The sequence below is a fragment of the Clostridium sp. AM42-4 genome (assembly GCF_003480105.1).
Classification (GTDB): Bacteria; Bacillota; Clostridia; order Lachnospirales; family Lachnospiraceae; genus Brotaphodocola.
Map to the genome: position 1 here is coordinate 55871 of NZ_QUIK01000015.1, position 24238 is coordinate 80108.

A 24238-nucleotide genomic window follows, 5' to 3' on the forward strand; every position below is an offset into this window, starting at 1 on the left:
TCCTCCTACTCTAATCCAGCCCGTTGCGTTTGCGCATGGCTTTGACCAGACCGCCGGCCTCGATGATCTCCATTAAGTTCTCCGGCAGGGAAGCGATCGGGTATTTCTTTCCATTATAATCAACAGCTTCATTCACGGTAACGGTGATGGTATCGCCCTCGTTTACCACATCATGAAGCTCCGGCTGTTCCAGTAAGAGCAGTCCGTTGTTTAAGGCATTGCGGTAAAAAATGCGCGCAAAGGACTTAGCGATGATGCAGGGAATGCCAAGTGCCTTGATAACCTCCGGTGCCTGCTCTCTGGAAGAGCCGCAGCCGAAGTTTTTGCCTGCTACAATGATATCTCCCGGCTTGATCTGACCCGCAAGCTCCGGACGGAGCGGGGAAAAGCCGTACTGTTTCATATCGTCAATGGTCTTTAAGGCCAGGTACTCGGTCGGGATGATGATGTCGGTATCGATGTCATCGCCCAGGACCCAGACCTTTCCGGTATACTGTGCCATAGTTTTTATCCTCTTTCATTTTTTATAACATATCAGCCGTACAGATCTCGCCCTTCACGGCAGATGCTGCCACGGTTGCTGCGGAACCTAAATAAACCTTGGAGCTCGGATGTCCGGCACGTCCCTTAAAGTTTCTGGTACCGGTGCTGATCAGAACCTCATTCTCGCCGATCACACCCTGACAGCTTCCCCAGCAGACGCTGCAGTTCGGGTTCATCACGATCGCACCGCTCTCCATGAAGGTCTGGATCAGTCCCTCATCCAGTGCCTGTAAATAAACCTCGCGGCTGGCCGGAACAACCAGGAAACGTACATGGTCAGAAATTTTCTTTCCTTTTACAATGGCTGCACCGACTCTGAGGTCGTCGATACGTCCGTTGTTGCAGGAGCCAAGGAATGCCTCGTCAATGCGGACACCGCAAACCTCTTTTGCAGGCACAACATCATCCACGAAGTCCGGACGTGCTGCAACCGGCTGGATTTTGGAAAGGTCAAAGGTATACTCTCTTGCGTAAACCGCATCGGCATCGCTCTTGAAAACAGCCTTCGGCTCACGGCCTCTTGCCTTTAAGTACTCCAGGGCGATCTCATCTGCCTCGAAGATCGCGGTCTTTGCACCTGCCTCTACGGCCAGGTTGCAGAGTACCATACGGTCGTTGACGCTTAACGTCTTCGCACCGTCACCGGTAAACTCCATTACCTGATAGTTCACGCCATTTGCACCGATCTCACCGATGATGGTAAGCATCAAATCTCTCGGATATACGCCCTCCGGTAGCTTTCCAACCAGATTAAATTTCACGGTCTCCGGAACCAGTACCCAGGAGGTTCCGGTTACCATGCCGTAAAGCAGGTCGGTACAGCCAACACCGGTACCGAATGCGCCCAGCGCACCGTAGGTGCAGGTATGGCTGTCTGCGCCGAAGATCAGCTCACCCGGACAGACATAGTTTTCCATCATGATCTGGTGGCACACACCCTTGCCCTCCCAGAAATCAATGTTGTTTTCCTTTGCGAAATCACGCATCTTCTTCTGGGAAGCAGCGGTCTTCGGGCTGTCAGCCGGTACGTTATGGTCGACGATGAAGACCATCTTCTTCGGATCAGCAATGTGCGGATGTTTTAACTTATTGTTGTACATGTCGACGGTTAAATGTGTGGTTCCGTCGTTGCTCATCATGCGGTCTAAGGTTACGGTATGGATATCTCCTGCTTTTACCTCCGGCACACCGGCTGCAAGAGCGATGATTTTTTCAGCGATTGTCATTAGTCTTCCTCCTTATTCAGTGATGCGATCAGTCCGCCCTGGCTTAAGATCTGCTGCATATAAGCCGGCAGTTTGGTGCAGGAATAGGTGTTTCCGTTTGCTTTTGCAACACCTTCGGTGAGGGAAAGGTCCATCTCATCCCCGGTGTTTACTGCATCCGGAAGGTCCTTGCAGACGATGACCGGAAGACCAATGTTAATGGCATTGCGGTAGAAAATGCGGGCAAAGGATTTTGCAACCACAGCCTGAACGCCCAGCGCTTTTAACACGCTCGGTGCCTGCTCTCTGGAAGAGCCGCAGCCAAAGTTCTCGCCGCCTACTACATAATCGCCCGGTTTTACTTTTTTCGGGAAGTCCGGGTCTAAAGACTCAAATGTATGATCCTTCATCTCGTCGATGGTAGGAAGTAACAGATACTGGGATGCGATGATCTGATCCGTATCCAGGTCATTGTGAAATTTAAAAATTTTTCCGACTGACATAATGTCCTCCTGACAGTTCTTTTTCTTTCTGGCCGTGCATGCTTTGGTGGATGTTTTTTCACACTCTGGTTTTGCTTCCGCATACAGGCATTTTTTGTCACTTATTGAATTATATCATCACTACTGATATAATGACAATAGATAATACTCATATGTATCATAACAGTTAGTTATAAAGTAAGCGATATGATTCTATTCTGTCTTAGGCACAGACCGGAGAGTCTATCATTCTATTAGGGGGATTACGCGATATGGACCAGAATTTATCACAATACCGCATTTTTTATGCCGTGGCAAAGGCCGGAAATATTTCCCGCGCCGCAAAAGAACTTTACATCAGCCAGCCTGCGATCAGCAAATCCATCAGCAAGCTGGAAGACAGCTTAAACACGGTGCTCTTTACCCGGAATTCCCGCGGGGTACAGCTCACCGAAGAGGGACAGGTGCTCTTCGAACATACCCGCGATGCTTTCGATGAACTCACCAAAGGAGAAATGGAATTAAAACGTATCCGTGAATTCAACATGGGGCACATCCGCATCGGAGTCAGCAATACCTTATGCCGTTTTATCATGGTAAAATATCTGAAAGGCTTTATCGAGCAGTACCCGCATATTAAGATCACCATCGAAAGCCAGCCTACCATCCAGACACTGTCCATGTTAGAGCAGCAGCGCATCGACATTGGCCTGGTCGTGGAACAGAAAGCAGCCAAAAACATGGATTTCATTCCGGTTATGGATATTGAGGATATTTTCGTCGCCACCCCCGCCTATCTGGAAAACTTAAAGCTCCGGGAAGGTGCCGACACCAATGTATTCCAGAGCGGCAACCTCATGCTGCTTGACAAAAACAACATTACCCGCCATTACATCGATGACTACATGACGCTCAACCAGATCGTTGCAAACAACCTTCTGGAGGTCACCACCATGGACCTGCTCATCGAGTTTGCCCGCATTGGTCTGGGAATCGGATGCGTCATAAAAGAGTTTGTAAAAGAAGATCTGGATTCCGGACGACTTGTGCAGTTAAAGCTCGACACCCCGATCCACAAGCGCACCATTGGATTTTTATGGCAGAGTAACCGCACTTCCAAGGCGTTAGATACATTTATCCGGTTCTGTCGGGCACAGGACAGCCGGAATCTGTGATTTTCCACCACCAAAATAATTTTTTTCTGTAACAAGCAAAGCTGCATTTCAGGCAAAGTCCCATGTGCAGCTTTTATTCTGCTCAAAAAAGGAGCCTCCGCAATGCGGAGACTCCTTTTTGTAATCTCTGTATGAGAATTTGATTAGTTGTTGATGAGCTTTCCGCTCTCGTCGTTCCAGCTGTACAGCTTACGGATCTCAGCGCCGACTTTCTCAGACGGATGCTCAGAAGCAAGCTTTCTCATAGCCTTGAAGTGAACCTGACGGCCTGCCGGGCTCATATCAAGCAGGAACTCTTTTGCGAAGGTACCATCCTGGATATCGGTCAGGATCTTCTTCATAGCCTTCTTGGTATCCTCGGTGATGATCTTCGGTCCGGTGATGTAATCGCCATACTCAGCAGTGTTGGAGATGGAGTATCTCATGCCTGCGAAACCGGACTGGTAAATAAGGTCAACGATCAGCTTCATCTCGTGGATGCACTCGAAGTAAGCGTTTCTCGGATCGTAGCCAGCCTCAACCAGGGTCTCGAAACCAGCCTGCATCAGAGCGCAAACGCCGCCGCAAAGAACAGCCTGCTCACCGAAGAGGTCAGTCTCAGTCTCGGTACGGAAGGTAGTCTCAAGAAGACCAGCTCTTGCGCCGCCGATACCAAGGCCGTATGCCAGAGCTTTCTCCAGAGCCTTACCGGTGTAATCCTGCTCTACAGCTACCAGACACGGAGTACCCTTGCCCTCCTGGTACTCGGAACGAACGGTGTGGCCCGGTGCCTTCGGAGCGATCATGGTAACATCGACATTTGCCGGCGGTTTGATGCAGCCGAAATGAATGTTGAAGCCATGAGCGAACATTAACATGTTGCCCTCTTCCAGGTTCGGCTCGATGTCTTTCTTGTACATATCAGCCTGCAGCTCATCGTTGATCAGGATCATGATGATGTCTGCTTTCTTTGCAGCCTCTGCTGCGGTATATACTTTAAAGCCCTGTGCCTCAGCCTTTGCCCAGGACTTGCTGCCCTCGTACAGACCGATGATAACGTCACATCCTGACTCCTTTAAGTTTAATGCATGTGCATGTCCCTGGCTGCCGTAGCCAATGATAGCGATGGTCTTTCCATCCAGTAAGGACAGGTTACAGTCTTCCTGATAATAAATCTTTGCCATCTTCTTTTCCTCCTCAAGAATCTTTAGATTCATAGTTGTGGGGTAACTGGAAAGCAGGTTCCCTCCAGCTGCCTGTATGCTTCATGCGCCAGCGCTTCGACGACTCTCAGTCCGCCCCTGAAGTTTCTGACACTTAAAGTCCCTTGTAATAAGTCCGTGTCTTCACGGAATTTCTGCTTACGGAAGATACCGCACGTCATCAGAGCCGCGGGATAAGCCGGTCAGTCCGGTTCTTGCAAGCTCTAAGATTTCGTAATCCTCCAGCAGGTTGATCAGTGCGTCCAGCTTGGACTGGTCGCCGGTCAGCATGACGGTAAGGGAATCCTTGCCTACATCCACGATGGTTGCGCGGAAAATATCGGAAATGGCACTGACTGCCTGACGCTCATTCGCGTTGGCCCGTACCTTCACCATGATCAGCTCCCGGTAAACGGAATGACCCGGCTTTAATTCCTTGATATCGCGGACATCCTCCAGCTTGCGGAGCTGTTTTTCGATCTGCTCTAAAACGTTCTGATCGCCAAAAGCAACTACAGTCATTCTGGAATACCGCTCATCTGCAGTGACACCAACGGTCAGACTCTCGATGTTGTAGCCACGGCGGCTGAATAAGCCTGCTACACGGCTTAAGACACCTGATGTGTTGTCTACTAACAATGATAACACGATTCGATCCATAAGTGTTCTCCCTTCTGTCACGTTCTCTTTATGATAACAATCCTGGTACTATTTGTCAACTATATAAAAGGAATGTGTAATATTCATTTCAGTTATACCTAATGTTGTTTTCCTTTCGGAAACGGTCATATGTCCGCAATTAGAAGACATTTCAATCGTTCCGCACCATATTTCTCGTGATCTCAGCCAGACTGTGTGCGCCGCACATAGCCATAGTGTCTTTTAACTGGCTTCCCAGACGGTTCACCAGTTCCCTGACGCCTTCCTCTGCCCCGCCATATACCGCGGTGACAAACGGGCGGGCAATCAGCACACCGTCAGCACCAAGTGCCAGTGCCTTGAAGATGTCAATGCCGTTTCGGATACCACCATCCACCAGGATCTTCATGGAACCGCCGCCCACAGCCTCTGCGATCTCAGGAAGCACCTCCGCAGTTGCCGGGCACTGGTCCAGGACACGTCCGCCGTGATTGGATACCACAATCGCAGATGCACCGGCCTCCTTCGCCTTTAATGCGCCCTTCACGGTCATAACACCCTTTACGATAAACGGAACTCCTGCCTCGCGGATGATACCGGAAAGTTCTTCTACGGTCTTGCTGCCTGCAGGCGGAGTCAAATTCTGTAAGAACGGAAGACCTGCCGCATCAATATCCATGGCCGCCGCAAAGGCTTTGGATTCTCTTACCAGTTTCATCTTCTCTGCTACCGTTTCTGCATTCCATGGCTTCACGGTCGGCACGCCAAGTCCGTTTGCCTTTCCGATCGCCGCGGTAGCCGCGCGCATCACCTCCGGGTTGGTTCCGTCGCCGGTAAATGCTGCAATGCCAGCCTCCGCGCAGGCACGCACCAGAATATCATTATACGCTGCATCATCATACTTGTCCCCGTAATGCAGATTCACAGCGCCCACCGGACCCGCAAAGAACGGATAGGCAAACTGTTTTCCAAAAAGTTCCAGTCTGGTATCCACCGGACCATTCTCGCAGAGCGTGTCCATCTGTACGCGGATCTCTCTCCACTTATCGTAATTGCGGATTGCCGTGTCGCCCTCGCCCTTGGCGCCCGGGCCCGGCATGGTATTCTTGCAGGCGCGGCCATTGCAGACCGGACATCCCTTACAGTACGAACCAAGACAGGTCCTTGCATTCTTTAAAACCTCTTCCTGTGTCATTCTATACACTCCTTATTATGTATTAGCCGGGAAGCGCGTGTTTAAAGGCTTTCCGGCTTATATTACTTTGCTGCTATTTTCATCATATCGGGTTCAGAATCACCCCAATGCCACATCCAGAATCATCATGATCAGGAACCCCACCGCAAATCCCATGGTTCCCATGTCTGAATGTTCGCCCTGTGCGGATTCCGGGATCAGCTCCTCCACAACCACATAGATCATGGCTCCTGCTGCAAACGCCAGCATATAAGGCACGATCGGCACCAGAACCTTTGCGCATAAAATTGTAACCAATGCCCCGATCGGCTCTACCACACCGGACAACGTTCCCATGATAAACGCACGAAGCTTCGACTGCCCTTCGCTGTGCAATGGCAGGGAGATGATCGCTCCCTCTGGAAAATTCTGGATCGCAATGCCGATGGTTAAGGCAAATGCTCCTGCCACGGTGATCGGTGCACTTCCGGTCAGAAGCCCGGCAAATACAACGCCCACCGCCATGCCCTCCGGCAGGTTATGAAGTGTTACCGCAAACACCAGCATGGTTGTCTTCTTTAAGTTACTCTTTGGTCCCTCCGGCGTATCGCTTCCCATATGAAGATGCGGGATCAGCTTATCTAACATCCACAAAAAAAGCATACCAATGGAAAAGCCCACTGCCGCCGGGATAAAGGCCAGCTTTCCTGCTGACTCGCACATCTCCATAGCTGGGATCAGAAGCGACCACACCGAAGCAGCCACCATGATGCCGGAGGCAAATCCCAGAAGCATCTTCTGGATGACCGACTTAATCTCCTTCTGTACAAAAAATACGCAGCCCGCTCCTATGGTCGTTCCCAGAAACGGGATCAAAATTCCTAAAATAATATGAAACAGCTCCTCTCGCATGAGAGATCACCCTCTTTCCTTATAGTATCTTATTCCGCAACTGGCTACATGCGATACTATACAGAAAAAAGTATGGCTGTTTTTGGCTGTCATTTTGTCACGGTCTGCTGTTGGCCAGACAACAGCAGACTTTGCAGTCGTTCTTGCCGCAAATGCTTGTTTCTTTCCGTCATCCGGCTTTTTCTGTTCTCCCAACAGTCTTCGGATCCCCAACAACCCGCTTAAACACACAGAGAAACATGATCGTGGAAAACACCGGACCGGCAAAATCAGAAATGGTTTCCGCAAAAAATACATTCGTCACCCCGGTGAGCATCGGAACTGCCACGACGGACGCAAAGTAAATAAACTTCCGAAACAGTGACAAAGTGATTGCTACCTTTGCAATGCCCATTCCAGTAAAACCATCGACCACGGTATACTGAATCGCCAGCGGGAGCACGCCAAGCGTGGAAACCCGGATGGCCCAGGCACTTAATGCCACGTATTCCTCATTGCGGGTGAAGATCCGCACAAAAACCTCCGGAATGCACTGTGCCGCCAGGAACATGATCGCGTTAAATACCAGACAGCAGGTGACGATCCACCGCTCCGCTTTCCAGATGCGGTCCGGACGCTTCGCCCCGAAGTTATACCCAAGAATGGTCTGTGTACCAGAAGTAATACCGCCAAGCGGCATGGTAATGATCAGCATAAAACTCTGGACAATGGCCGCACAAGTTAAAAGGACATCGCCCTGACCAGGGCCTCCCAGACGCTGGATCACCATATTCTGGGAAATGACCAGCACATTGTCCAGCGCAATGATGATAAACGGGGAGAAACCGACTTTGACGATCTGCAGCATCAGTTTCGGATCATACCCGTGAAAGGTAATGCGGATCGGTACCTTTTTCCCAAACAGGAAGCGCAGGACATAAACGCAGGAGCACATCTGCGACAGTACCGTAGCCAGTGCCGCACCGCGCACATCCAGGTTCAGTCCGAAAATAAATACCGGATCTAGGATGATATTCGCCACTGCACCGATCACAACCGCTTTCATACCGACTTTCGCAAAGCCCTGGCAGATGATAAACTGGTTCATGCCCGTTGTCATCAATGCAAAAAACGTGCCGCACAGATAAATGGTCATATAAGATAACGCATACGGAAACGTTGTCTCGCCTGCGCCAAACCACCAGAGCAGCTTTTCCCGAAGTCCCAGCACACAGACGGTCAAAATCAGGGACATCACCGTCAGCATGAGAAAACAATTAGCAAGGATCTGTCCTGCTCCCTTTTCATTCTTCTGCCCCATGCGGATACTCATAAGCGGCGCGCCGCCTACCCCCACCAAAATAGCGAAGGACGAAACCAGGGTTACAATGGGACCGCAGATACCGACACCGGCCAGAGCCACCTCTCCGATTTTTGGGATGTTTCCTATGTACATACGGTCTACAATGCTGTAAAACACACTGACGAACTGAGCCAGCATGGATGGCAGTGCCAGACGAAGGACCAGCCCCCGTATGTCATCGGTGTCTAAGTCATTTTCCAGCTTCATAGTACAAACTCTGCACCCTTTCTGTCCGTGCAAACTTTCTTTAATTTCTGGCGGATAGCGAGAGTCACCAGGGTTCCAAGCTTCCTTGCGTGCTTCGGGCAGATCTGAACGCAGCGCATGCAGGTAATGCAGGCCGTTTCATCCGTCACCTTCGGGTCCGTCCTGGAAATGGCCTGAACCGGACATTTGCGGACACAAAGTCCACAGCTTTCACAGGCAGAGGATACGCTGATTTTCAATGGCAGCGTTCCATAAGGCTTATAAGGACGGTTTCCCTTGATGGAAAGTTCCGTCAGCTTCGTGCTTCCGGCTGTATCTGCCAGTTTCTTTCTCACTGCCTCCGCAAAAGCAGTCATTTCTTTTTTATCGTTCTCATCCGGGCGTCCGGTGCCGTACACCCTGGCAATGTTATGCTCCGTTGCCACAGCTGCCGCTGCTGCCGGAATGAAGCCCTGCTCCTTTAAGATATCAGAAAGCTCCAGCAGTGCATCCTCATATGCCCGGTTGCCAAACGTAACCACAAGCACCACCGGGGTCCGCTTTCCATGCATTTTTTTCAGTCGCTCTGTTGCTGTTTCCGGCACACGTCCTCCATAAACCGGCACACCGACTACTGCAAGTTCGTGCTCGGTGAAGGTATAGTCCGGGCGGGAAAGAATGGCATCGGTTAAGTCCACCTCATCCGTTTTTTGTTTATCTGCCGCGATCTGCCCTGTAATCCACTCTGTCACACTCTTGGTCGTGCCGGTAGGACTGAAGTAAATCCCGGTAATTTGTGAAATATTCATAATACAATCTCCCTTTTTTCATGAACCCCCGTTCACATTTTTATGAACACAGACAGAGAATAAATCCCCACAAATTTCCACTGTCCGTGTGTAGTTCGATTTTAGCATTTTGCAAGGGAAATAGCAACCTTGGGCAGTGCACAATCGTTGCATAAAAAGCAGATCTTCTCTATCCAGTTCCAGCCATTGTGCTACAATAAAGCCAGTGTTTCGGGATGGTCTGGAAGTATGGAGTATCGATTCCGTACGCTGGAACATTTGCTGGGATCATAAAAATTTGACAAATGGAGTGCATGATGAGAAGACAATTACATTCATGGAAAGGATTTACACTGGCAGAGCTTCTTGTAGTTGTGGCTATCGTTGGAATCTTAGTCAGTGTTTCTATTCCGGTGTTTACAAGCCAGGCTGAAAAAAGCCGGGAAACAACAGATGTAGCAAATCTGAGAAGTGCGTATTCTGCAGCCCGCTATCTTTCCGCATTGGGAGAATTCACGGTAACGGATGCAGACGGAAAAAATCCGAAAACATATATATGGGAGGCAGACTATCCACATTTGAAGGGCTCTTCCAGTGGAAATGCAAACCCGTTTTTCTATGATCCGGACAGTGGACAGATCTACTACACCTGTCCGAAAAAGCCATGCGGCAAGGGAACTTCCGTGGATGGCGGCACAAAAAGTATTTTCTTTGGAAAGGGCGAATATCGGGGAGACAGAGATTTCCGAAAGGCGAATATCGTGATCTATTTTGAGAACTCCTCTGATAAAGGAGCAATCAGTGTCTATTTTGGATATAAAAATGGAGATGCAGTGGTTCAGCATTAGAGATGTCTTCCGGTCAATAATGCCCGGCTTCGTGCTCTGCGTTCAGCCAGTCCACTGCCTCCCAGATTCCATCTGTGGTGAACGGAAAATCCTTGTGATGTTTTTTTTCATCCGGCGTCACTTCAAAGTTAAACGGTTCTGGCCAGATGATGGCGCGGATCACGGTCTCCGTTTTTGCCGGTGTTTCTTCCGTAGCAGGCTCTAGCTCATTGTCATGCTTGATGAGCACGTAACGCATTCCCTTGAAGCTTCCTGTAAAGCGGCTTTTTTTTAAAAACGGAATAGAAATATCCCCGTGCAATTCAATCTTATTGGTTTCTTTCATATCAATTCCTTATCTTTCTGAAGGTAACAATTTACCCATATACAGTAACAGTTTTTTTGCTTTTTGTCGAGAAAAAATTGCCCGGACGATCACAGCGTGCTATACTAAAAAATAGAACGTAAACTTGCATTTAGAAAGGACATAGCATTTTCATGGGCCGCAGACCAAAACCAACCTTCGATGAATCCATTTCTCCCACAGACCTTCCGCTCCGGCCATCCGTAAGGCTCCGCCTTGCAAAGAGCGATACCTTTTTTGGCCCCGGCGTTGCAGAGTTTCTCACTCTGGTGGACCAGACCAATTCCATGCAGACCGCCTGCCGGGAAATGGAAATGTCTTACAGTAAAGGCTGGAAGATCATTAAAAAAGCCGAAAAATATCTGGGCTATTCCCTGATTCAGTCAAGATCCGGCGGTGCAGCCGGTGGTTCCTCCCATCTGACAAAGGAAGCGAAGGATTTTCTCTCACGTTATCAGGATATGGAAAAAGAGCTGAAAGCAGTCACTGCCCAGCTCTTTGATAAATATTTTGGTTCTTATCCGCATTAATACCATCAAAAACTCTACTGTTCACATATGCAGCCCCAGTATTCTGAATTCCACATATGACTGGCCGCATCACTTACCCTCTCAGCAGCAGAATCGCCTTCGGTGCAACCCTCACATAGTTTGGAATCTGGCCATCTGCACTATGTGTGTGGATGGTCTTTCCAATTTTCCACCACAGTCCGTTTGACAGGGTAATATACCATTCAAACGGCATCTCGGAGATTTTTGGATTTCCCACCGGGATCCGGTTTTCTATTTCCGCTCCCGTCTCCTGATCTGCCACCGGCTCAAAGTCATGGGCGCGGATTCCCACTGATGTGATATCCTCTGCCACCGTTTTTTCTGTCACCAGTTCCAGATTATCCCAGTCCAGCGCACGCACCCGGTGATCATCAAGTTTCTCGATCCGGGAAATATTCTTGCAGCCGGTCAGCCTTGCAGCTTCTACACTGCCCGGATCGTTGAAGATGTCCTTCGTTTTTCCTGCCGCGATCACACGTCCTCTGCTAAACAGCAGCAAATTATCGCAAAGCTGGTAAGCCTCGTCGCGGTCATGGGTTACCATGATCGATGCTCCCTGATACTCAGAAAGCACACTGGCCAGTTCCAGGCGCAGTCGTTCCCGCAAATGGGTATCCATCGCGGAAAATGGCTCATCCAGAAGCAGTGCTTCCGGTTCATAGGCCAGGATTCTCGCCAGCGCCACCCTCTGCTGCTGTCCGCCGGAAAGCTGAGCCGGATAGCGCTTTTCCAGTCCGCTTAAGCGGAAACGCTCCACCATCTCGGCTGTCCGTTTTTTCTGCTGTGCTTCATCATAACGTTTTCTCGTTTTCAGTCCTGTCTGGATATTCTCCTCCACGGACATATTCGGAAACAGTGCATAATTCTGAAAGAGATAGCCTACACGCCGTTTTTGCGGTTTCAGATTCTGTCTTCTGCTGCTGTCATAAAGCGTTCGGTTATCCAGCACAATGGAACCACTGTCCGGCTCCACGATCCCTGCAATGGATTTTAATGTCATGCTCTTTCCGCAGCCGGAAGGTCCCAGAATTCCAAGGCAGCCTTTGCCGGAAGTAAATTGAACCTGCAGCTCAAACTCCCGCAGCTTTTTCCGGATATCAACTGCTAATAATTGTTCATTCATACTCTGCTCCTTATTACCGGAACTGGCCACGCTTTTTTGATTCTCTCAGTGCCGCCCGGTTCATTAAGATCACGGAAAGAAAGGCAATAACAACAATGATCGCAACATACCGGTATGCCTCATCCATATTTCCGGCTGCCACTTCAGAATACACTGCCATAGGCAGGGTTCTGGTCTTGCCTGCAATGTTGCCCGCGATCATGGCGGTTGCTCCAAACTCCCCCAGTCCTCTTGCGAACGCCAGGACACCTCCGCTGACAATTCCCGGCATGGCATTGGCAATCAGAATCTTATGGAAAATGCTCCATTCACTCATACCAAGGGTACGGGCCGCTGCCATGAGATTCGGGTCTACCTGTTCAAAAGCTCCTCTGGCCGAACGGTACATAAGCGGAAAAGACATCACCACTGCCGCAAGCACCGTGGCCACCCAGGAAAACGCGATCTTGACTCCAAAATACTGTAAAAAGAAAATTCCGATGGGACGTTTCACCCCAAACAGATATAAAAGGAAAAATCCTGCTACGGTAGGCGGGAGTACCAATGGAAGGGTTAAAATTCCATCCAGGATGACCTTCATACGCTCATTTTTCATGCCAACCACCCACCAGGCTGCCAGAATTCCAAGAAAGAATGTGATCACAATGGAAACACTGGCTGTCTTCATGGATATCAGAATTGGGGACCAGTCCATCTTTTTCTCCTTTCTGCCGCACATGCTTTCGGCATTCTTTCCGGCCTGTTACTCTGCTGCTGTGAAACCGTAAGCCTCAAATACCTTGATTGCTTCCGGAGTCTGTAAGAAATCTACAAATGCTTTCGCCGCATCCTCATGAGCTGTTGCTTTTACGACTGCTACCGGGTAGATGACTTTCTTCTCAAGGCTTCCTTCCGGTGCCTCTGCAACAACGGTTACCTGATCTGCCATGCTTGCTGCATCGGTTGCATAAACGATACCTGCGTCAGCACTTGCTGCTGCAACCTGGTTTAATACCTCGGTTACATTGGTTCCGAAGCTTACCTTATCCTGAATGCTGTCCCAGACATTTAAGTTTGTCAGCGCTTCTTTTGCGTACTGGCCTGCCGGAACACTCTCCGGATCGCCCAGAGCGATGGATGCGGCATCGCCGATTTTCTCGAAAGAATCGATCTTGCTGTCGCTGCCAGCCGGAACGATCAGAACAATCTTATTCTCTAACAGGTCCACGATGGTATCAGACGCGATCATGCCTTCCTCGTCCAGAGCTTTCATCTGCTTAACTGCTGCGGACATAAATACGTCTGCCTCAAGACCTTCCTCGATCTGGGTCTGAAGCTTTCCTGAACTGTCGTAGGTTCCCTCCACGGTTACACCCGGATACTGCTCTTCAAACATCGGAATCAGTTCATCCTCATATGCATTCTTTAAGCTTGCTGCTGCCGCAACCAGAATGCCCTGCTCGCCAAGATCCGCCTTTGCCTCACCCTCTGTTTCGGTTTCGGTTTCTGCCTCAGTCTCTGCTCCGGTGGTCTCCTCTGCAGCAGTCTCTGCTTCGGTTGCTGCTGCGGTAGTCTCCTGCGGTTTGGAGGAGCATCCTGCCATCATTCCTGCTGCCATCATAGCTGCCATTACAACTGCGAACTGTTTCTTCATTGTCTGTTTCTTCCTTGTTTTTGCAATAATTTATGTGAATTCTTATGAATCACCAGATTTGTAACTTGTTCCCGGTATCTATTTCCGCGCACACTCTGACGCAGTCCCACGCAGAATCTTTAACCCATGATCCAGTGCGCCCAGGATAAAGCCCAGACTCTCTTTCACGGCTTTCGGACTTCCCGGCAGATTGACGATCAGCGTCTTTTTCCGGATGACCGATACGCCGCGGCTTAACATGGCGCGGTCTGTGATCTGCATGGATTTCATACGAATATACTCTGCAATACCCGGCGCATTCCGGTCAGCCACCGCCAGAGTTGCCTCCGGTGTCTGGTCCCGCATGGAAAATCCGGTTCCGCCGCTGGTCACCACCAGGTCCACCTGTCGGCTGTCTGCCAGACGCACGAGGTGATGTTTTAGCACCTCCGGCTCATCCGGGATCACAAAGCGCTCCACGACATCATAACCAGCTTCCTTTAACATGTCCCCGGCTGCCGGACCACTTAAGTCCTCCCGCTCGCCTTTGGAGCCTTTATCACTCAGCACGATCACCGCAGCCGTAAACGGACGGTTCTCATCTGGCGCTTCCACCCGCATAATATCTCCCGGGCGGATGATTCCCTCTTTTACAACCTCGGCAAACACACCCTCCCTCGGCATAATACACTCGCCCACACGGTGATAGATCGCGCAGTGGCTGTGGCATTCCTTGCCGATCTGGGTCATGCGAAGCTCCACGGTTCCAGCATAAAGCCTGGTTCCAACCGGCAGGGCACGAAAATCAATTCCATCCACCACCAGATTCTCACCAAATGCGCCATCCCCTACGTTTGCTCCTTTTTTATTGAACTCTTCTACTTTATCATAGGAAAGAAGACTCACCTGACGATGCCATGTTCCAGCATGCGCATCGCCCTCGATTCCGAAATCCGGAATGAAATGTCCCTCCGGGATCGTATGCTTTTCCGTTCCCCGGGCCGGACTGATGCAGATGGCCTTCACTACCCCCTCTTTTCCAAATTCCATTTTCTCATCCTCCAATTGCGCTCATACCATGCGCTTCCGTGATCTGATCCGGATGCTCAAAGCAATGTCCGGCAGGTTTGCCGTATATGGCACGGCCCATGGCATCCAGAAGTTCCCGATTCTCCATGTCTGGATTTTCCATGCCCGATGCTCTCACCACGGCATTCCCCTCCACGCTCTCATCCACAGCCTTGTTCCATTCCCTGCCCGTTCCGGTTTCTGCTATCTTTCCATCCTCTGCTTTCCGCAGGATTTTTCGCAGATCCACGCCGTCCTCATAGCAAAGGCAAGTCTTTAGAAAGCCGGTCGATGTCAGACGCACCCGGTTACAGGAAGCACAGAATTTTCCGTGCATGGCACTGATCAGCCCGATGCTTCCCTGAAACCCTGGGATCTTATAGTAGACAGCCGGACCGGCTCCGTGTACGCTGTTATCCGCCTGAAGTTCCGGGTATTCATTGCTGATCTCTTCTAAGAGTTCCTTGTTGCTGCGTCCCTTCGACTGTTTTCCAGCTCCAATGGGCATCAGCTCAATAAAGCGGACATCAACCGGTTTTTCCTTTGCCAGCGAGACCATACGCCGCCAGTCGGTATCCGGCATGGATACTGCATTGACCTTCACCTTAAGCCCCGCTTCAAGTGACGCATCGATACTCTTAAGTACTTCCGGCAGAAGATCCTGCCCGGTAATTTGGGCAAACGTTTCCGCATCCAGCGTATCCAGGCTGATGTTGATCTCATCCAGTCCTGCCTCCACAAGCTGCGGGAGAATCGCTCTCACCAAAGTCCCGTTGGTCGTCATGGCAATCTTTTCCATGCCCGGAATCTCTTTCAGCATGCGGATCAGCTGCGGGCATCCCTTTCTCGCCAGCGGCTCCCCGCCGGTCAGGCGGATCTTGGTAATGCCAAGCTTTGCCCCGCACGCTGCGATCTGCCGGATTTCCTCAAAGCTCAGGATATCCTTGTGTCCCACGCACTCGATCCCGTTTGGCATACAGTATTTGCAGCGCAGGTTGCAGCGGTCTGTCACAGAAACTCGCAGATATTTGATTTCTCTTCCATGGGCATCTTTCATGCCTGCTCACCACCCTGCTCTTTGGGGTTTATGAAATGCCCGCTCTTTCCTCCGGTCTTCTCAGCCAGATGAATCGCTCCGATCTCCATAGCCTTATCCACAGCCTTGCACATATCGTAAATGGTAAGCAGCGTCACGGATACACCGGTAAGTGCCTCCATCTCCACGCCGGTCTTTCCTGTGGTCTTGGCCGTACAGATCGCCTCGATCTCGCAGGTTTCTGGATGCATGACAAAATCCACATTCAGCTTTGTCAGATTTAAAATATGGCAGAGCGGAATCAGCTCCGAAGTACGCTTGGCTCCCATGATCCCGGCAATGCGTGCCACGCCGAGCACATCTCCCTTTGCCATGGTGCCTTCTTTGATCTTCCCAAAGCACTCCGCACTTACGCGGATACGGCCTTTGGCAACCGCCTCGCGGACCGTCTCGCCTTTTTCGGTGACATCCACCATGCGGGCATTGCCCTGTTCATCAAAATGGGTAAATTCCATATCAGTACCCCTTTCCAAATCCACAGTTCGGGAACGTGCAGACCGGACAGTTTAAGCATAAGCCCCCCATGCCGAGCGCTGCAAGCTCGTCCGCCGTAACCTCATCATCTGCCATGACACGCGGAAGTACCAGGTCAAAGATGGTGCGCTTTGCATACATCACGCAGCCCGGAAGTCCCATAATGACGGTTCTGCGGTTCTTTCCCTGTTCCATGCGGTCATAGTAAGCCAGTAAAAACATGGCTCCCGGAAGCACTGGCGCACCATAGGATACGATGCGTGCACCGGTATTTTTGATCGCAAGCGGAGTCTTGTCATCCGGATCTACACTCATTCCTCCGGTGCAGATGACAATGTCCGCGCCCTTTTCGATCATGTCGAGGATACTGGCTGTTACTTTTTTATCGTCATCATCCCAGGTCACATGATCGGTCACCTCGGCATTAAACTCCGCCAGCTTGTCCACGATCACCGGTGTGAACGTGTCCTGGATGCGTCCATGGAACACTTCGTTTCCGGTGGTGATGATTCCAACCTGTTTGTGTTGGAACGGTTTCAGTTCCAGGATTGGCTTTCCACCAGTCAGTTCCATGGTCTGTGCCTTGACCTTTTTCATTTTTTCTTCTTCAATGACCAGCGGGATAATGCGGGTACCTGCCAGCTTGTCCCCCTTCTTCACGGCAAAATTGCCATGGCGGGTGGCGATCATCATCTGGCCAAAGGCGTTGACCTCTTTTAAAGCCTTTGCGTCAATCTTTAAAAGACCATCGCAGGCCGCAGTCAGCTCGATCTTGCCTTCCTTCGGCTGGGAACGGTCCATATGCTCACCCTTGCAGATTTCACAAAGCACTTCGGCTGCTTCATCCTCATGAAGCATGCCATCTTCTTTTTCCCATACATAAAGGGTATCTTTTCCGACACTCAAAAGTACCGGAATATCTTCTCTGGTTACAATATGGCCCTTACGAAACACCGCATCTTTTGTTACACCGCGGATGATCTGTGTGATGTCATGGCAGAGAACTGCTCCCTCTGCATCGACTGTTTTTATCAGCTTCATGTATAGCTCCTCCCAATCTCCATGTGAATATTTGAAACCGGTAACTGTTTCACGTCCTTCTGGTTACCAGGCTATTCTATAGAACCACCGTTATTTTTTCAAAAAAATAACGATTCACTTTTTTAACCGGCCTGCCTTCCGGCAAACCGGCTTTTCAGATGCTTCTATTGTAATCTGTTTTACCTGGAAATGCAATCACTTATCTAATTTTTTGAAAGTTTTCCTAACATTTTTTTAGAAATCATCCCGTTCGATCAATACCTGCATCACGCCTCCGCAGACCATGCCTTCTTCCTCTGCTGCTTTCCCGGTCATATCCACATGCCGGATCTGGTAAATACCATCGCGGATAACCTCTCTGGCATGCTGCATCAGGTTTGCCTCCGCACAGCCGCCGCCGATGGTTCCCTGAATAAGGCCGGTCTCATAAACGATCATCTTGGCTCCGGCTTTTCTCGGTGTCGAACCTTTGGTGCCCAAAATAGTGATCACTGCTTTTTTCTGGTCCGCGAACTTTTCATCCGGCTCTGCCAGATCATGAATGACTTCCATATCAATATCCGACTGGGATACCTTTCTGCCGCCCTCTGTCTCCGGTTTGCGCTTTACCTGAATGGTCTCTGCAAGGATTGCCACTGCGATCTCCTCCGGTGTCACTGCACCGATATCCAGTCCGACCGGAGTGTGGATCCAGTCCAGCCACGCTCTGCTGATGCCTTCCTCCTCCAGCGTATCCTTTAATTCCCGGACGCGCTTTCTGGAACCGATCATGCCAAGATATGCGGTCTGCGGCTGTTTGGCCAGTGCCTTAAGGCAGACACCATCATGACGATGGCCTCTTGTTAAGAGAACCGCAAAGTCCGATGAATTGACACCAAGCTTTTCAATTGCCGCTTCAAAATCCATACAGAGCACTTCCTTTGCGGTTGGGAAACGCAGCTTATTGGCAAAGGCTGGCCGGTCATCGGTCACCGTCACGGAAAACCCGGTGCGGGCTGCAAACTCTGCAAGAGCCAGGGAAACATGACCGCCGCCAAAGATCAGCATACGGTTTTCCCTGCAAAACGGCTCCGCGATCCACTTTTTCCCATTCTGTCCGGCGTCTTTCGCATCATCCGTTCCGCTACCATGACAGGTGTTTTTCGCACAATCTGGTCTGTCATCCTGCCCGTTTTCTTTCGTACGGTCCGGTTCGCTGCCCTGTACACGCTTCTGCTCCTGCTCAAATCCCAGAATACATACCTTCTTTTCAAACGCTGCCTGCTGTGCCAATGCCTCGACAGCTTCTTCCTCTCTTCCCGGCTCATAAATATGCTTTTCCAGTGTACCGTCTTCCTGCAGGCTGGTCAGAAGAATTTTCTGGTTTTCCAACTGAAGGCCCAGCAAAAGTTCCCCATATACATTGTTTTCCATTCCCATCATCTGCACGCTCCTTTTTAGATAGTCAGCCTAACTATTTTTCTGATTATCATTTTATTGTAACAACTTTTTTCGTTTCTGTAAATGTTATATAACGAAAATGTACACAACAACAGATACAAAATGTTACTGTTCCGCGACGGAATTTTTCTGAACTGAAACTTCCGTACAATACCGTCTGGACAGCAGCTTTTGCCGTTCTGGAATGCAAAGCGCCGGCAAAGTCCCGGTTTTCAAACCCAAACAGAAATGCTATAATATGGCACAGAAAATATGGTAAAGATTCAGACAAAAATCATATAGCCGGAGGTTTCTTTTCATCATGAACAGACAACAGTTTGAACAGCAATTTGAATCCATCAGCGACCAGATCTGGGACTTTGCGGAAACCCGTTACCAGGAATTTTGTTCCAGCACACTGCAGGCTGATTTTCTGAAAAAAAATGGTTTCACTATAGAGCGAAATCTTGGCGGTATTGCCACCGCATTTTCCGCAAGCTTCGGCTCCGGTCACCCCGTGATTGGACTTTTGGGCGAATACGATGCCCTGCCCCGCATGAACCAGACGGCCAATGCCTGTGAACGCCAGTCAGACCGCCCCGGCACAGCAGGTCATGGCTGCGGACACAACCTGCTCGGTACCGGCACCATGGAGACTGCCTGCCTCATCAAAGACTGGCTGGAAGAAGAACAGCTTAGCGGAACCGTGATCTATTACGGCTGCCCGGCAGAGGAAGGCGGTGCCGGAAAAGCATTCCTGACCCGCTCCGGCTGTTTTGACGTTCTGGACTTTGCCCTGGCCTGGCACCCTGGTTCCAAAACCGGCCTGATCAAAGAAGCTCTGGCCAATATCCGCGTCATCTTCGACTTCACCGGAAAAAGCGCCCACGCTGCCGCCCACCCGGAGCTCGGCCGCTCCGCTCTGGATGCCTGTGAGCTGATGAATGTGGGTGTCAATTACCTGCGGGAACATGTAAAAACGGATGCCCGCATGCACTACGCCTACTTAAACGACGGCGGTGACGCACCGAACATCGTTCCTGCCGCTGCCACCCTTCTCTACGCCCTGCGGGCACCGGAAAGCTCCTACGTTGCCGAGCTTTATGACCGCGTCAGCGACGTGGCAAAAGGGGCTGCACTGATGACCGGAACCAAGGTTTCTTACCGGACGGTCAGTGCTTATGCAGATCTGTTATCGGTTCCGGCTATGGAAAAGCTAATGATGGCGGCGATGCAGGAAACGGAAAAACCCGAGTATACGGAGGAAGATTATGCGTATGCAGCGAAGTTTATGCTGCTGCCGGAGCTGTCCGGCACCGCTGACGCTGCTTCCATAGAGCAGACCATGCGAGAAGAAGCTGCTTCTGCCCTCGCTTCGATTGATACAGAGATTCTTCCTGCAGACCAGACCATCAACCTTGGCAGTACCGATGTAGGCGATGTGAGCTGGCAGGTTCCCACCGGTCTCATTGGTGTCGCAACCGCAGCCACTGGCTGCGCCCTGCATACCTGGCAGATCGTAGCCCAGGGAAAAAGTCCTCTGGCCCATAAGGGGATGCACTATGCAGCACGGATTTTATTTACTGCTGCAAAACAGCTGTATTCCAGTCCGGAACTTTGCGAACACATTCAGGCGGATTATCAGCAGCAGAAAGGAAAACGCCGCTATCGGTCCATGCTGCCAGACTCTGTAAAACCTGGAGATTTTTAATTTTACTGCCTGTTCATGCCGAACTGGCAATCTGACTTTTCACTTGGTTTTTGCCTGGCTTTCTGTCTGCAATTTTGGTTGCACAATCCGGCATGACTTTGTTATAATAAAAACAAATTTTTGTTTCTGTGATCCATTCGTTACTGTTCAGAAAATTCCTACCTGCGAACAGCAACATGCCTCACACTTCAGAGAAGGGAGTTTTTAACCATCATGAATCTGACAAACGCTGTAAAAGAAAAATATAAGAAGCCACTAGCTTCCTGCACCAATGAGGAAATCTACCTCTGCCTTTTGGAGCAGGTAAAGAAACTTGCAAAAGAGAAGGAAAACGCTTCTGCACAGGAAACCTCTCCGGCAAAAGAGACTGCTTCCGGCAAGCGCAAGCTCTACTACATCTCCGCAGAGTTTCTGATCGGCAAACTGCTCTCCAACAACCTCATCAATCTTGGGCTTTACGATGAAGTCAAAAAAGAACTGGAAGCTGCTGGCAAGAGCCTTGCAGAGATCGAGGAACTGGAGCCGGAGCCATCTCTTGGAAACGGCGGTCTTGGCCGTCTGGCTGCCTGCTTTGTAGATTCTATCGCCACCCTCGGCTTAAACGGCGATGGTGTCGGCTTAAACTACCATTACGGCCTGTTTAAGCAGGTTTTTGATAAAAAGCATCTCCAGCAGGAAACTCCGAACCCGTGGATGGAAAAAGAAAGCTGGCTGACCAAAACCGGGACCAGTTACCAGGTTCCGTTCGGCGGCTTTACGGTTACCTCCCGCCTCTACGATATGGATGTGACCGGCTACGACAACCACTCCACCCGCCTGCGTCTCTTTGATCTGGAATCCGTGGACGAGAGCATTGTCAAAGATGGCATCGACTTCGATAAAACCGAGATTGAGAAAAACCTGACCCTCTTCCTCTACCCGGATGATTCCGATGACAAAGGACGCCTGCTGCGCGTGTACCAGCAGTACTTTATGGTCAGCAATGCAGCCCAGCTGATCTTAGACGAGTGTATCGCCCGCGGTTCCAACCTGCATGACCTTGCTGAGTACGCTGCCGTTCAGATCAACGATACCCATCCGTCCATGGTCATTCCGGAGCTGATCCGCCTTTTAGGACAGCACGGTATTTTAATGGATGAAGCGATCTCCATCGTTTCCAAAGTATGTGCCTACACAAACCACACCATTCTGGCAGAGGCCCTGGAAAAATGGCCGATCTCTTTCCTGGAAAAAGCAGTTCCGCAGCTGATGCCGATCATCCGCGAGCTGGACAACCGCATCCGCGCTACCGTAAAGGACGAGAGCACCTACATCATCCAGAACGGACTGGTGCACATGGCTCATATGGATATCCACTACGGCTACAGCGTCAATGGCGTTGCCTACCTGCACACCGAGATTTTGAAAAATACGGAGCTGAACAACTTCTACAAGCTGTATCCGGAGCGCTTCAACAACAAGACCAACGGCATCACCTTCCGCCGATGGCTCATGTCCTGCAACCCAGAGCTTTCTGCCCTCATCACCTCCCTCATCGGGGAAGGCTGGAAAAAAGATGCCATGGAGCTGGAAAAACTTGGTACCTTTGTATCCGATCCAGCTGTACTGAACAAGCTTCTGGAGGTGAAGACCCAAAAGAAAGCACAGCTGGTTTCCTATTTAAAAGAGACCCAGGGGCTGGTGTTAAACCCGGATTCCATTTTCGATATCCAGGTAAAACGCCTGCACGAGTACAAACGCCAGCAGATGAATGCCCTCTATGTCATCCACAAATACTTAGAGATCAAAGCCGGAAAGATCCCGAAAACACCAATCACCGTACTGTTTGGTGCCAAAGCAGCTCCCGCTTACGTTATTGCAAAGGATATTATCCACTTAATTTTATGTTTGCAGGAACTTATCAACAAAGATCCAAAGGTAAGTCCACACCTGAAAGTTTTCATGGTGGAAAACTACAATGTAACCCTGGCTGAAAAGCTCATTCCGGCCTGCGACATCTCCGAGCAGATCTCCCTGGCCTCCAAAGAGGCATCTGGAACCGGCAACATGAAATTCATGTTAAACGGTGCCCTGACCCTTGGCACCATGGACGGCGCAAATGTAGAGATTGCAGAGCTGGTCGGCAAAGATAATATCTTCACCTTCGGCGAATCCTCCGAGACGGTCATTGCCCGCTATGAACGCGGTGACTACAAGTCCAAAGACTGGTACGAGAAAGACAAAGACTTAAAAGCCGCTGTCGATTTCATCGTCGGAAAAGAACTGCTTAAGATCGGCCAGAAAGAAAATCTGGAGCGTCTCTACAAAGAGCTGTTAAACAAAGACTGGTTCATGACCTTCCCGGATTTCCAGGATTACGTAAAGACCCGCGAAAATGCCTATGCCGCTTACACCGACCGCACCGAATGGGCAAAGAAGATGCTCGTTAACATCAGCAAGGCCGGATTCTTCTCCTCCGACCGGACAATCGCACAGTACAACAAGGATATCTGGAAATTGTCGTAGGTAGGAATTTTCTGAACTGCGTGTTGCATATCTTATTGTATAACCAAAAAGGGCGTGTAAAAAAATGAGAAATCATTTTTTCACACGCCCTTTTTGAAAAATCCATAAAAAAACAGGTCTATCTCCGGAGAGATAGCCTGTTTTCTTTTTAAGTTGGCCATTTGGTTTTATTGAAGCGGAACCCCGTGATGAAGGATAAAAGCCCAGTTACTTTTTTGATACAGAAAACGCACGATGATTACTAACTGTTTATTTTCATCTATAGTATAAAATGCCAGATAGTTATTGACTTTTATGAAACGGATTCCCCAACTGGATAAGACTGGATCACCTACGATCCGGTATCTCTGAGGCATTTCAGCTAAAGAAGAAATTTGTTCATCTGCAGTATCCAGTAAGTGGTCTGCAGCATCCAGATTTTTGAGGGAAAATTCTATATAGTCGGCTGCTTTCAGAAGATCTCTCTCTGCTGTTGCAGTGATGTGGATTGTATAACTCATCTACGACGTCCTTTCCGGATCTCTGATAATGCGTCTGAAAACGGTCGTGTATTTCCGAATTTAATATCATCCATTCCTTCATGAATCTGATCGTATAACTCAAAGCGGCTTGTTAGTGCTTCGTAGGCTTCAATGCTCATCACGGCAAGGTCACCTTTTCCGTTTTTAGTGATAAAAACTGGCTCAGTGTAAGTGTGGCAATGAGTTGAAATCTCATTGTAATTGTTTCTTAGATCAGCACTGGATTTGATTGTTGGCATAAAAACACCCCCTTATATGATAACAAAATTATACCAAGATTTCTTTATATAATCAATATT

The 24238-nt window shown here is 49.8% G+C and carries 25 protein-coding genes; 5 read left to right on the plus strand and 20 right to left on the minus strand.

Annotated features, from left to right (window positions below):
* Window positions 1-10: 10 nt before the first annotated feature.
* The 3 genes from DW922_RS12380 to leuD are packed head-to-tail and all read right to left on the minus strand — an operon-like array spanning window position 11 to window position 2251.
* Window positions 11-502, minus strand: coding sequence for a 3-isopropylmalate dehydratase (locus DW922_RS12380; protein ID WP_118721120.1), 492 nt, complete (start codon window positions 500-502; stop codon window positions 11-13).
* Window positions 503-524: 22 nt separating this feature from the next.
* Window positions 525-1769: an aconitase/3-isopropylmalate dehydratase large subunit family protein gene (locus DW922_RS12385; RefSeq protein ID WP_118726732.1), complete on the minus strand. Its 1245-nt coding sequence runs from the start codon at window positions 1767-1769 to the stop codon at window positions 525-527.
* A complete protein-coding gene (gene leuD / locus DW922_RS12390) occupies window positions 1769-2251 on the minus strand; it encodes a 3-isopropylmalate dehydratase small subunit (protein WP_118721122.1) in 483 nt (160 codons plus the stop codon). Before leuD ends, DW922_RS12385 begins: the two co-directional genes overlap by 1 nt.
* 251 nt (window positions 2252-2502) lie before the next feature.
* On the opposite strand from leuD, the gene DW922_RS12395 reads away from it, so the two are divergent.
* Window positions 2503-3405, plus strand: a complete 903-nt coding sequence (locus DW922_RS12395) for a LysR family transcriptional regulator (protein ID WP_118726733.1) — start codon at window positions 2503-2505, stop codon at window positions 3403-3405.
* Between the two features lie 143 nt (window positions 3406-3548).
* Here the strand turns inward: DW922_RS12395 and ilvC are convergent, their stop codons facing one another.
* The 6 genes from ilvC to DW922_RS12425 form a co-directional block, all read right to left on the minus strand.
* Window positions 3549-4568: a ketol-acid reductoisomerase gene (gene ilvC / locus DW922_RS12400; RefSeq protein ID WP_118726752.1), complete on the minus strand. Its 1020-nt coding sequence runs from the start codon at window positions 4566-4568 to the stop codon at window positions 3549-3551.
* Between the two features lie 177 nt (window positions 4569-4745).
* Window positions 4746-5246, minus strand: coding sequence for an acetolactate synthase small subunit (gene ilvN, locus DW922_RS12405; RefSeq protein ID WP_118726734.1), 501 nt, complete (start codon window positions 5244-5246; stop codon window positions 4746-4748).
* A 151-nt stretch (window positions 5247-5397) separates the two neighbouring features.
* On the minus strand, window positions 5398-6420 hold the full coding sequence (locus DW922_RS12410) for an alpha-hydroxy-acid oxidizing protein (protein ID WP_118721124.1): 1023 nt from the start codon (window positions 6418-6420) through the stop codon (window positions 5398-5400).
* Between the two features lie 99 nt (window positions 6421-6519).
* Window positions 6520-7311 carry a ZIP family metal transporter gene (locus DW922_RS12415; protein WP_118721125.1) on the minus strand — a complete coding sequence of 264 codons (792 nt, stop codon included), beginning with the start codon at window positions 7309-7311 and terminating at the stop codon, window positions 6520-6522.
* Window positions 7312-7480: 169 nt separating this feature from the next.
* Window positions 7481-8860: an MATE family efflux transporter gene (locus tag DW922_RS12420; protein ID WP_118726735.1), complete on the minus strand. Its 1380-nt coding sequence runs from the start codon at window positions 8858-8860 to the stop codon at window positions 7481-7483.
* Window positions 8857-9648 carry an EFR1 family ferrodoxin gene (locus DW922_RS12425; protein ID WP_118726736.1) on the minus strand — a complete coding sequence of 264 codons (792 nt, stop codon included), beginning with the start codon at window positions 9646-9648 and terminating at the stop codon, window positions 8857-8859. The genes DW922_RS12420 and DW922_RS12425 overlap by 4 nt, the downstream gene beginning before the upstream one ends.
* A gap of 293 nt (window positions 9649-9941) precedes the next feature.
* Here DW922_RS12425 and DW922_RS12430 point away from each other — a divergent pair, with 293 nt between their 5' ends.
* A complete protein-coding gene (locus tag DW922_RS12430; protein WP_243032210.1) occupies window positions 9942-10475 on the plus strand; it encodes a type II secretion system protein in 534 nt (177 codons plus the stop codon).
* A 13-nt stretch (window positions 10476-10488) separates the two neighbouring features.
* Here DW922_RS12430 and DW922_RS12435 read toward each other — a convergent pair whose 3' ends face one another.
* Window positions 10489-10800 (minus strand): hypothetical protein, encoded by a 312-nt coding sequence (locus DW922_RS12435; RefSeq protein WP_118726738.1) that lies wholly within the window; start codon window positions 10798-10800, stop codon window positions 10489-10491.
* Window positions 10801-10952: 152 nt separating this feature from the next.
* On the opposite strand from DW922_RS12435, the gene DW922_RS12440 reads away from it, so the two are divergent.
* A complete protein-coding gene (locus tag DW922_RS12440; protein WP_118721129.1) occupies window positions 10953-11348 on the plus strand; it encodes a LysR family transcriptional regulator in 396 nt (131 codons plus the stop codon).
* A gap of 73 nt (window positions 11349-11421) precedes the next feature.
* On the opposite strand, the gene DW922_RS12445 is transcribed toward DW922_RS12440, so the two are convergent.
* From DW922_RS12445 to DW922_RS12480, 8 genes are all read right to left on the minus strand, one after another.
* Window positions 11422-12492: an ATP-binding cassette domain-containing protein gene (locus DW922_RS12445; RefSeq protein ID WP_118726739.1), complete on the minus strand. Its 1071-nt coding sequence runs from the start codon at window positions 12490-12492 to the stop codon at window positions 11422-11424.
* Window positions 12493-12505: 13 nt separating this feature from the next.
* Window positions 12506-13186 (minus strand): molybdate ABC transporter permease subunit, encoded by a 681-nt coding sequence (modB, locus tag DW922_RS12450; protein ID WP_118721148.1) that lies wholly within the window; start codon window positions 13184-13186, stop codon window positions 12506-12508.
* Window positions 13187-13234: 48 nt separating this feature from the next.
* Window positions 13235-14125 (minus strand): molybdate ABC transporter substrate-binding protein, encoded by an 891-nt coding sequence (modA, locus tag DW922_RS12455; protein WP_118726740.1) that lies wholly within the window; start codon window positions 14123-14125, stop codon window positions 13235-13237.
* A 78-nt stretch (window positions 14126-14203) separates the two neighbouring features.
* Window positions 14204-15154 carry an MOSC domain-containing protein gene (locus DW922_RS12460; RefSeq protein ID WP_118726741.1) on the minus strand — a complete coding sequence of 317 codons (951 nt, stop codon included), beginning with the start codon at window positions 15152-15154 and terminating at the stop codon, window positions 14204-14206.
* 4 nt (window positions 15155-15158) lie between these two features.
* Entirely contained in the window at window positions 15159-16229 is a 1071-nt protein-coding gene (moaA, locus tag DW922_RS12465; protein ID WP_118726742.1) for a GTP 3',8-cyclase MoaA, read from the minus strand.
* Window positions 16226-16723, minus strand: a complete 498-nt coding sequence (gene moaC / locus DW922_RS12470; protein WP_118721134.1) for a cyclic pyranopterin monophosphate synthase MoaC — start codon at window positions 16721-16723, stop codon at window positions 16226-16228. Before moaC ends, moaA begins: the two co-directional genes overlap by 4 nt.
* Window position 16724: 1 nt before the next feature.
* Window positions 16725-17783: a molybdopterin-binding protein gene (locus tag DW922_RS12475; RefSeq protein ID WP_118721135.1), complete on the minus strand. Its 1059-nt coding sequence runs from the start codon at window positions 17781-17783 to the stop codon at window positions 16725-16727.
* A gap of 234 nt (window positions 17784-18017) precedes the next feature.
* Window positions 18018-19205 carry an XdhC/CoxI family protein gene (locus DW922_RS12480; protein ID WP_118726743.1) on the minus strand — a complete coding sequence of 396 codons (1188 nt, stop codon included), beginning with the start codon at window positions 19203-19205 and terminating at the stop codon, window positions 18018-18020.
* Between the two features lie 319 nt (window positions 19206-19524).
* On the opposite strand from DW922_RS12480, the gene DW922_RS12485 reads away from it, so the two are divergent.
* Together DW922_RS12485 and DW922_RS12490 are read left to right on the plus strand one after the other, a co-directional pair.
* Window positions 19525-20913 (plus strand): amidohydrolase, encoded by a 1389-nt coding sequence (locus tag DW922_RS12485; protein ID WP_118726744.1) that lies wholly within the window; start codon window positions 19525-19527, stop codon window positions 20911-20913.
* Window positions 20914-21126: 213 nt separating this feature from the next.
* A complete protein-coding gene (locus DW922_RS12490; protein ID WP_118726745.1) occupies window positions 21127-23418 on the plus strand; it encodes a glycogen/starch/alpha-glucan phosphorylase in 2292 nt (763 codons plus the stop codon).
* Window positions 23419-23585: 167 nt separating this feature from the next.
* On the opposite strand, the gene DW922_RS12495 is transcribed toward DW922_RS12490, so the two are convergent.
* Together DW922_RS12495 and DW922_RS12500 are read right to left on the minus strand one after the other, a co-directional pair.
* Window positions 23586-23918, minus strand: a complete 333-nt coding sequence (locus DW922_RS12495; RefSeq protein ID WP_118726746.1) for a type II toxin-antitoxin system RelE/ParE family toxin — start codon at window positions 23916-23918, stop codon at window positions 23586-23588.
* Window positions 23915-24178, minus strand: coding sequence for a type II toxin-antitoxin system prevent-host-death family antitoxin (locus tag DW922_RS12500; protein WP_118543287.1), 264 nt, complete (start codon window positions 24176-24178; stop codon window positions 23915-23917). The genes DW922_RS12495 and DW922_RS12500 overlap by 4 nt, the downstream gene beginning before the upstream one ends.
* Window positions 24179-24238: the final 60 nt, after the last annotated feature.

What these genes read in the sequence shown, in the direction of transcription:
- DW922_RS12380 (WP_118721120.1), bottom strand. Translation starts at nt 502, where the DNA reads ATGGCACAGTATACCGGAAAGGTCTGGGTCCTGGGCGATGACATCGAT.
- DW922_RS12385 (WP_118726732.1), bottom strand. Translation starts at nt 1,769, where the DNA reads ATGACAATCGCTGAAAAAATCATCGCTCTTGCAGCCGGTGTGCCGGAG.
- leuD (WP_118721122.1), bottom strand. Translation starts at nt 2,251, where the DNA reads ATGTCAGTCGGAAAAATTTTTAAATTTCACAATGACCTGGATACGGAT.
- DW922_RS12395 (WP_118726733.1), top strand. Translation starts at nt 2,503, where the DNA reads ATGGACCAGAATTTATCACAATACCGCATTTTTTATGCCGTGGCAAAG.
- ilvC (WP_118726752.1), bottom strand. Translation starts at nt 4,568, where the DNA reads ATGGCAAAGATTTATTATCAGGAAGACTGTAACCTGTCCTTACTGGAT.
- ilvN (WP_118726734.1), bottom strand. Translation starts at nt 5,246, where the DNA reads ATGGATCGAATCGTGTTATCATTGTTAGTAGACAACACATCAGGTGTC.
- DW922_RS12410 (WP_118721124.1), bottom strand. Translation starts at nt 6,420, where the DNA reads ATGACACAGGAAGAGGTTTTAAAGAATGCAAGGACCTGTCTTGGTTCG.
- DW922_RS12415 (WP_118721125.1), bottom strand. Translation starts at nt 7,311, where the DNA reads ATGCGAGAGGAGCTGTTTCATATTATTTTAGGAATTTTGATCCCGTTT.
- DW922_RS12420 (WP_118726735.1), bottom strand. Translation starts at nt 8,860, where the DNA reads ATGAAGCTGGAAAATGACTTAGACACCGATGACATACGGGGGCTGGTC.
- DW922_RS12425 (WP_118726736.1), bottom strand. Translation starts at nt 9,648, where the DNA reads ATGAATATTTCACAAATTACCGGGATTTACTTCAGTCCTACCGGCACG.
- DW922_RS12430 (WP_243032210.1), top strand. Translation starts at nt 9,942, where the DNA reads ATGATGAGAAGACAATTACATTCATGGAAAGGATTTACACTGGCAGAG.
- DW922_RS12435 (WP_118726738.1), bottom strand. Translation starts at nt 10,800, where the DNA reads ATGAAAGAAACCAATAAGATTGAATTGCACGGGGATATTTCTATTCCG.
- DW922_RS12440 (WP_118721129.1), top strand. Translation starts at nt 10,953, where the DNA reads ATGGGCCGCAGACCAAAACCAACCTTCGATGAATCCATTTCTCCCACA.
- DW922_RS12445 (WP_118726739.1), bottom strand. Translation starts at nt 12,492, where the DNA reads ATGAATGAACAATTATTAGCAGTTGATATCCGGAAAAAGCTGCGGGAG.
- modB (WP_118721148.1), bottom strand. Translation starts at nt 13,186, where the DNA reads ATGGACTGGTCCCCAATTCTGATATCCATGAAGACAGCCAGTGTTTCC.
- modA (WP_118726740.1), bottom strand. Translation starts at nt 14,125, where the DNA reads ATGAAGAAACAGTTCGCAGTTGTAATGGCAGCTATGATGGCAGCAGGA.
- DW922_RS12460 (WP_118726741.1), bottom strand. Translation starts at nt 15,154, where the DNA reads ATGGAATTTGGAAAAGAGGGGGTAGTGAAGGCCATCTGCATCAGTCCG.
- moaA (WP_118726742.1), bottom strand. Translation starts at nt 16,229, where the DNA reads ATGAAAGATGCCCATGGAAGAGAAATCAAATATCTGCGAGTTTCTGTG.
- moaC (WP_118721134.1), bottom strand. Translation starts at nt 16,723, where the DNA reads ATGGAATTTACCCATTTTGATGAACAGGGCAATGCCCGCATGGTGGAT.
- DW922_RS12475 (WP_118721135.1), bottom strand. Translation starts at nt 17,783, where the DNA reads ATGAAGCTGATAAAAACAGTCGATGCAGAGGGAGCAGTTCTCTGCCAT.
- DW922_RS12480 (WP_118726743.1), bottom strand. Translation starts at nt 19,205, where the DNA reads ATGATGGGAATGGAAAACAATGTATATGGGGAACTTTTGCTGGGCCTT.
- DW922_RS12485 (WP_118726744.1), top strand. Translation starts at nt 19,525, where the DNA reads ATGAACAGACAACAGTTTGAACAGCAATTTGAATCCATCAGCGACCAG.
- DW922_RS12490 (WP_118726745.1), top strand. Translation starts at nt 21,127, where the DNA reads ATGAATCTGACAAACGCTGTAAAAGAAAAATATAAGAAGCCACTAGCT.
- DW922_RS12495 (WP_118726746.1), bottom strand. Translation starts at nt 23,918, where the DNA reads ATGAGTTATACAATCCACATCACTGCAACAGCAGAGAGAGATCTTCTG.
- DW922_RS12500 (WP_118543287.1), bottom strand. Translation starts at nt 24,178, where the DNA reads ATGCCAACAATCAAATCCAGTGCTGATCTAAGAAACAATTACAATGAG.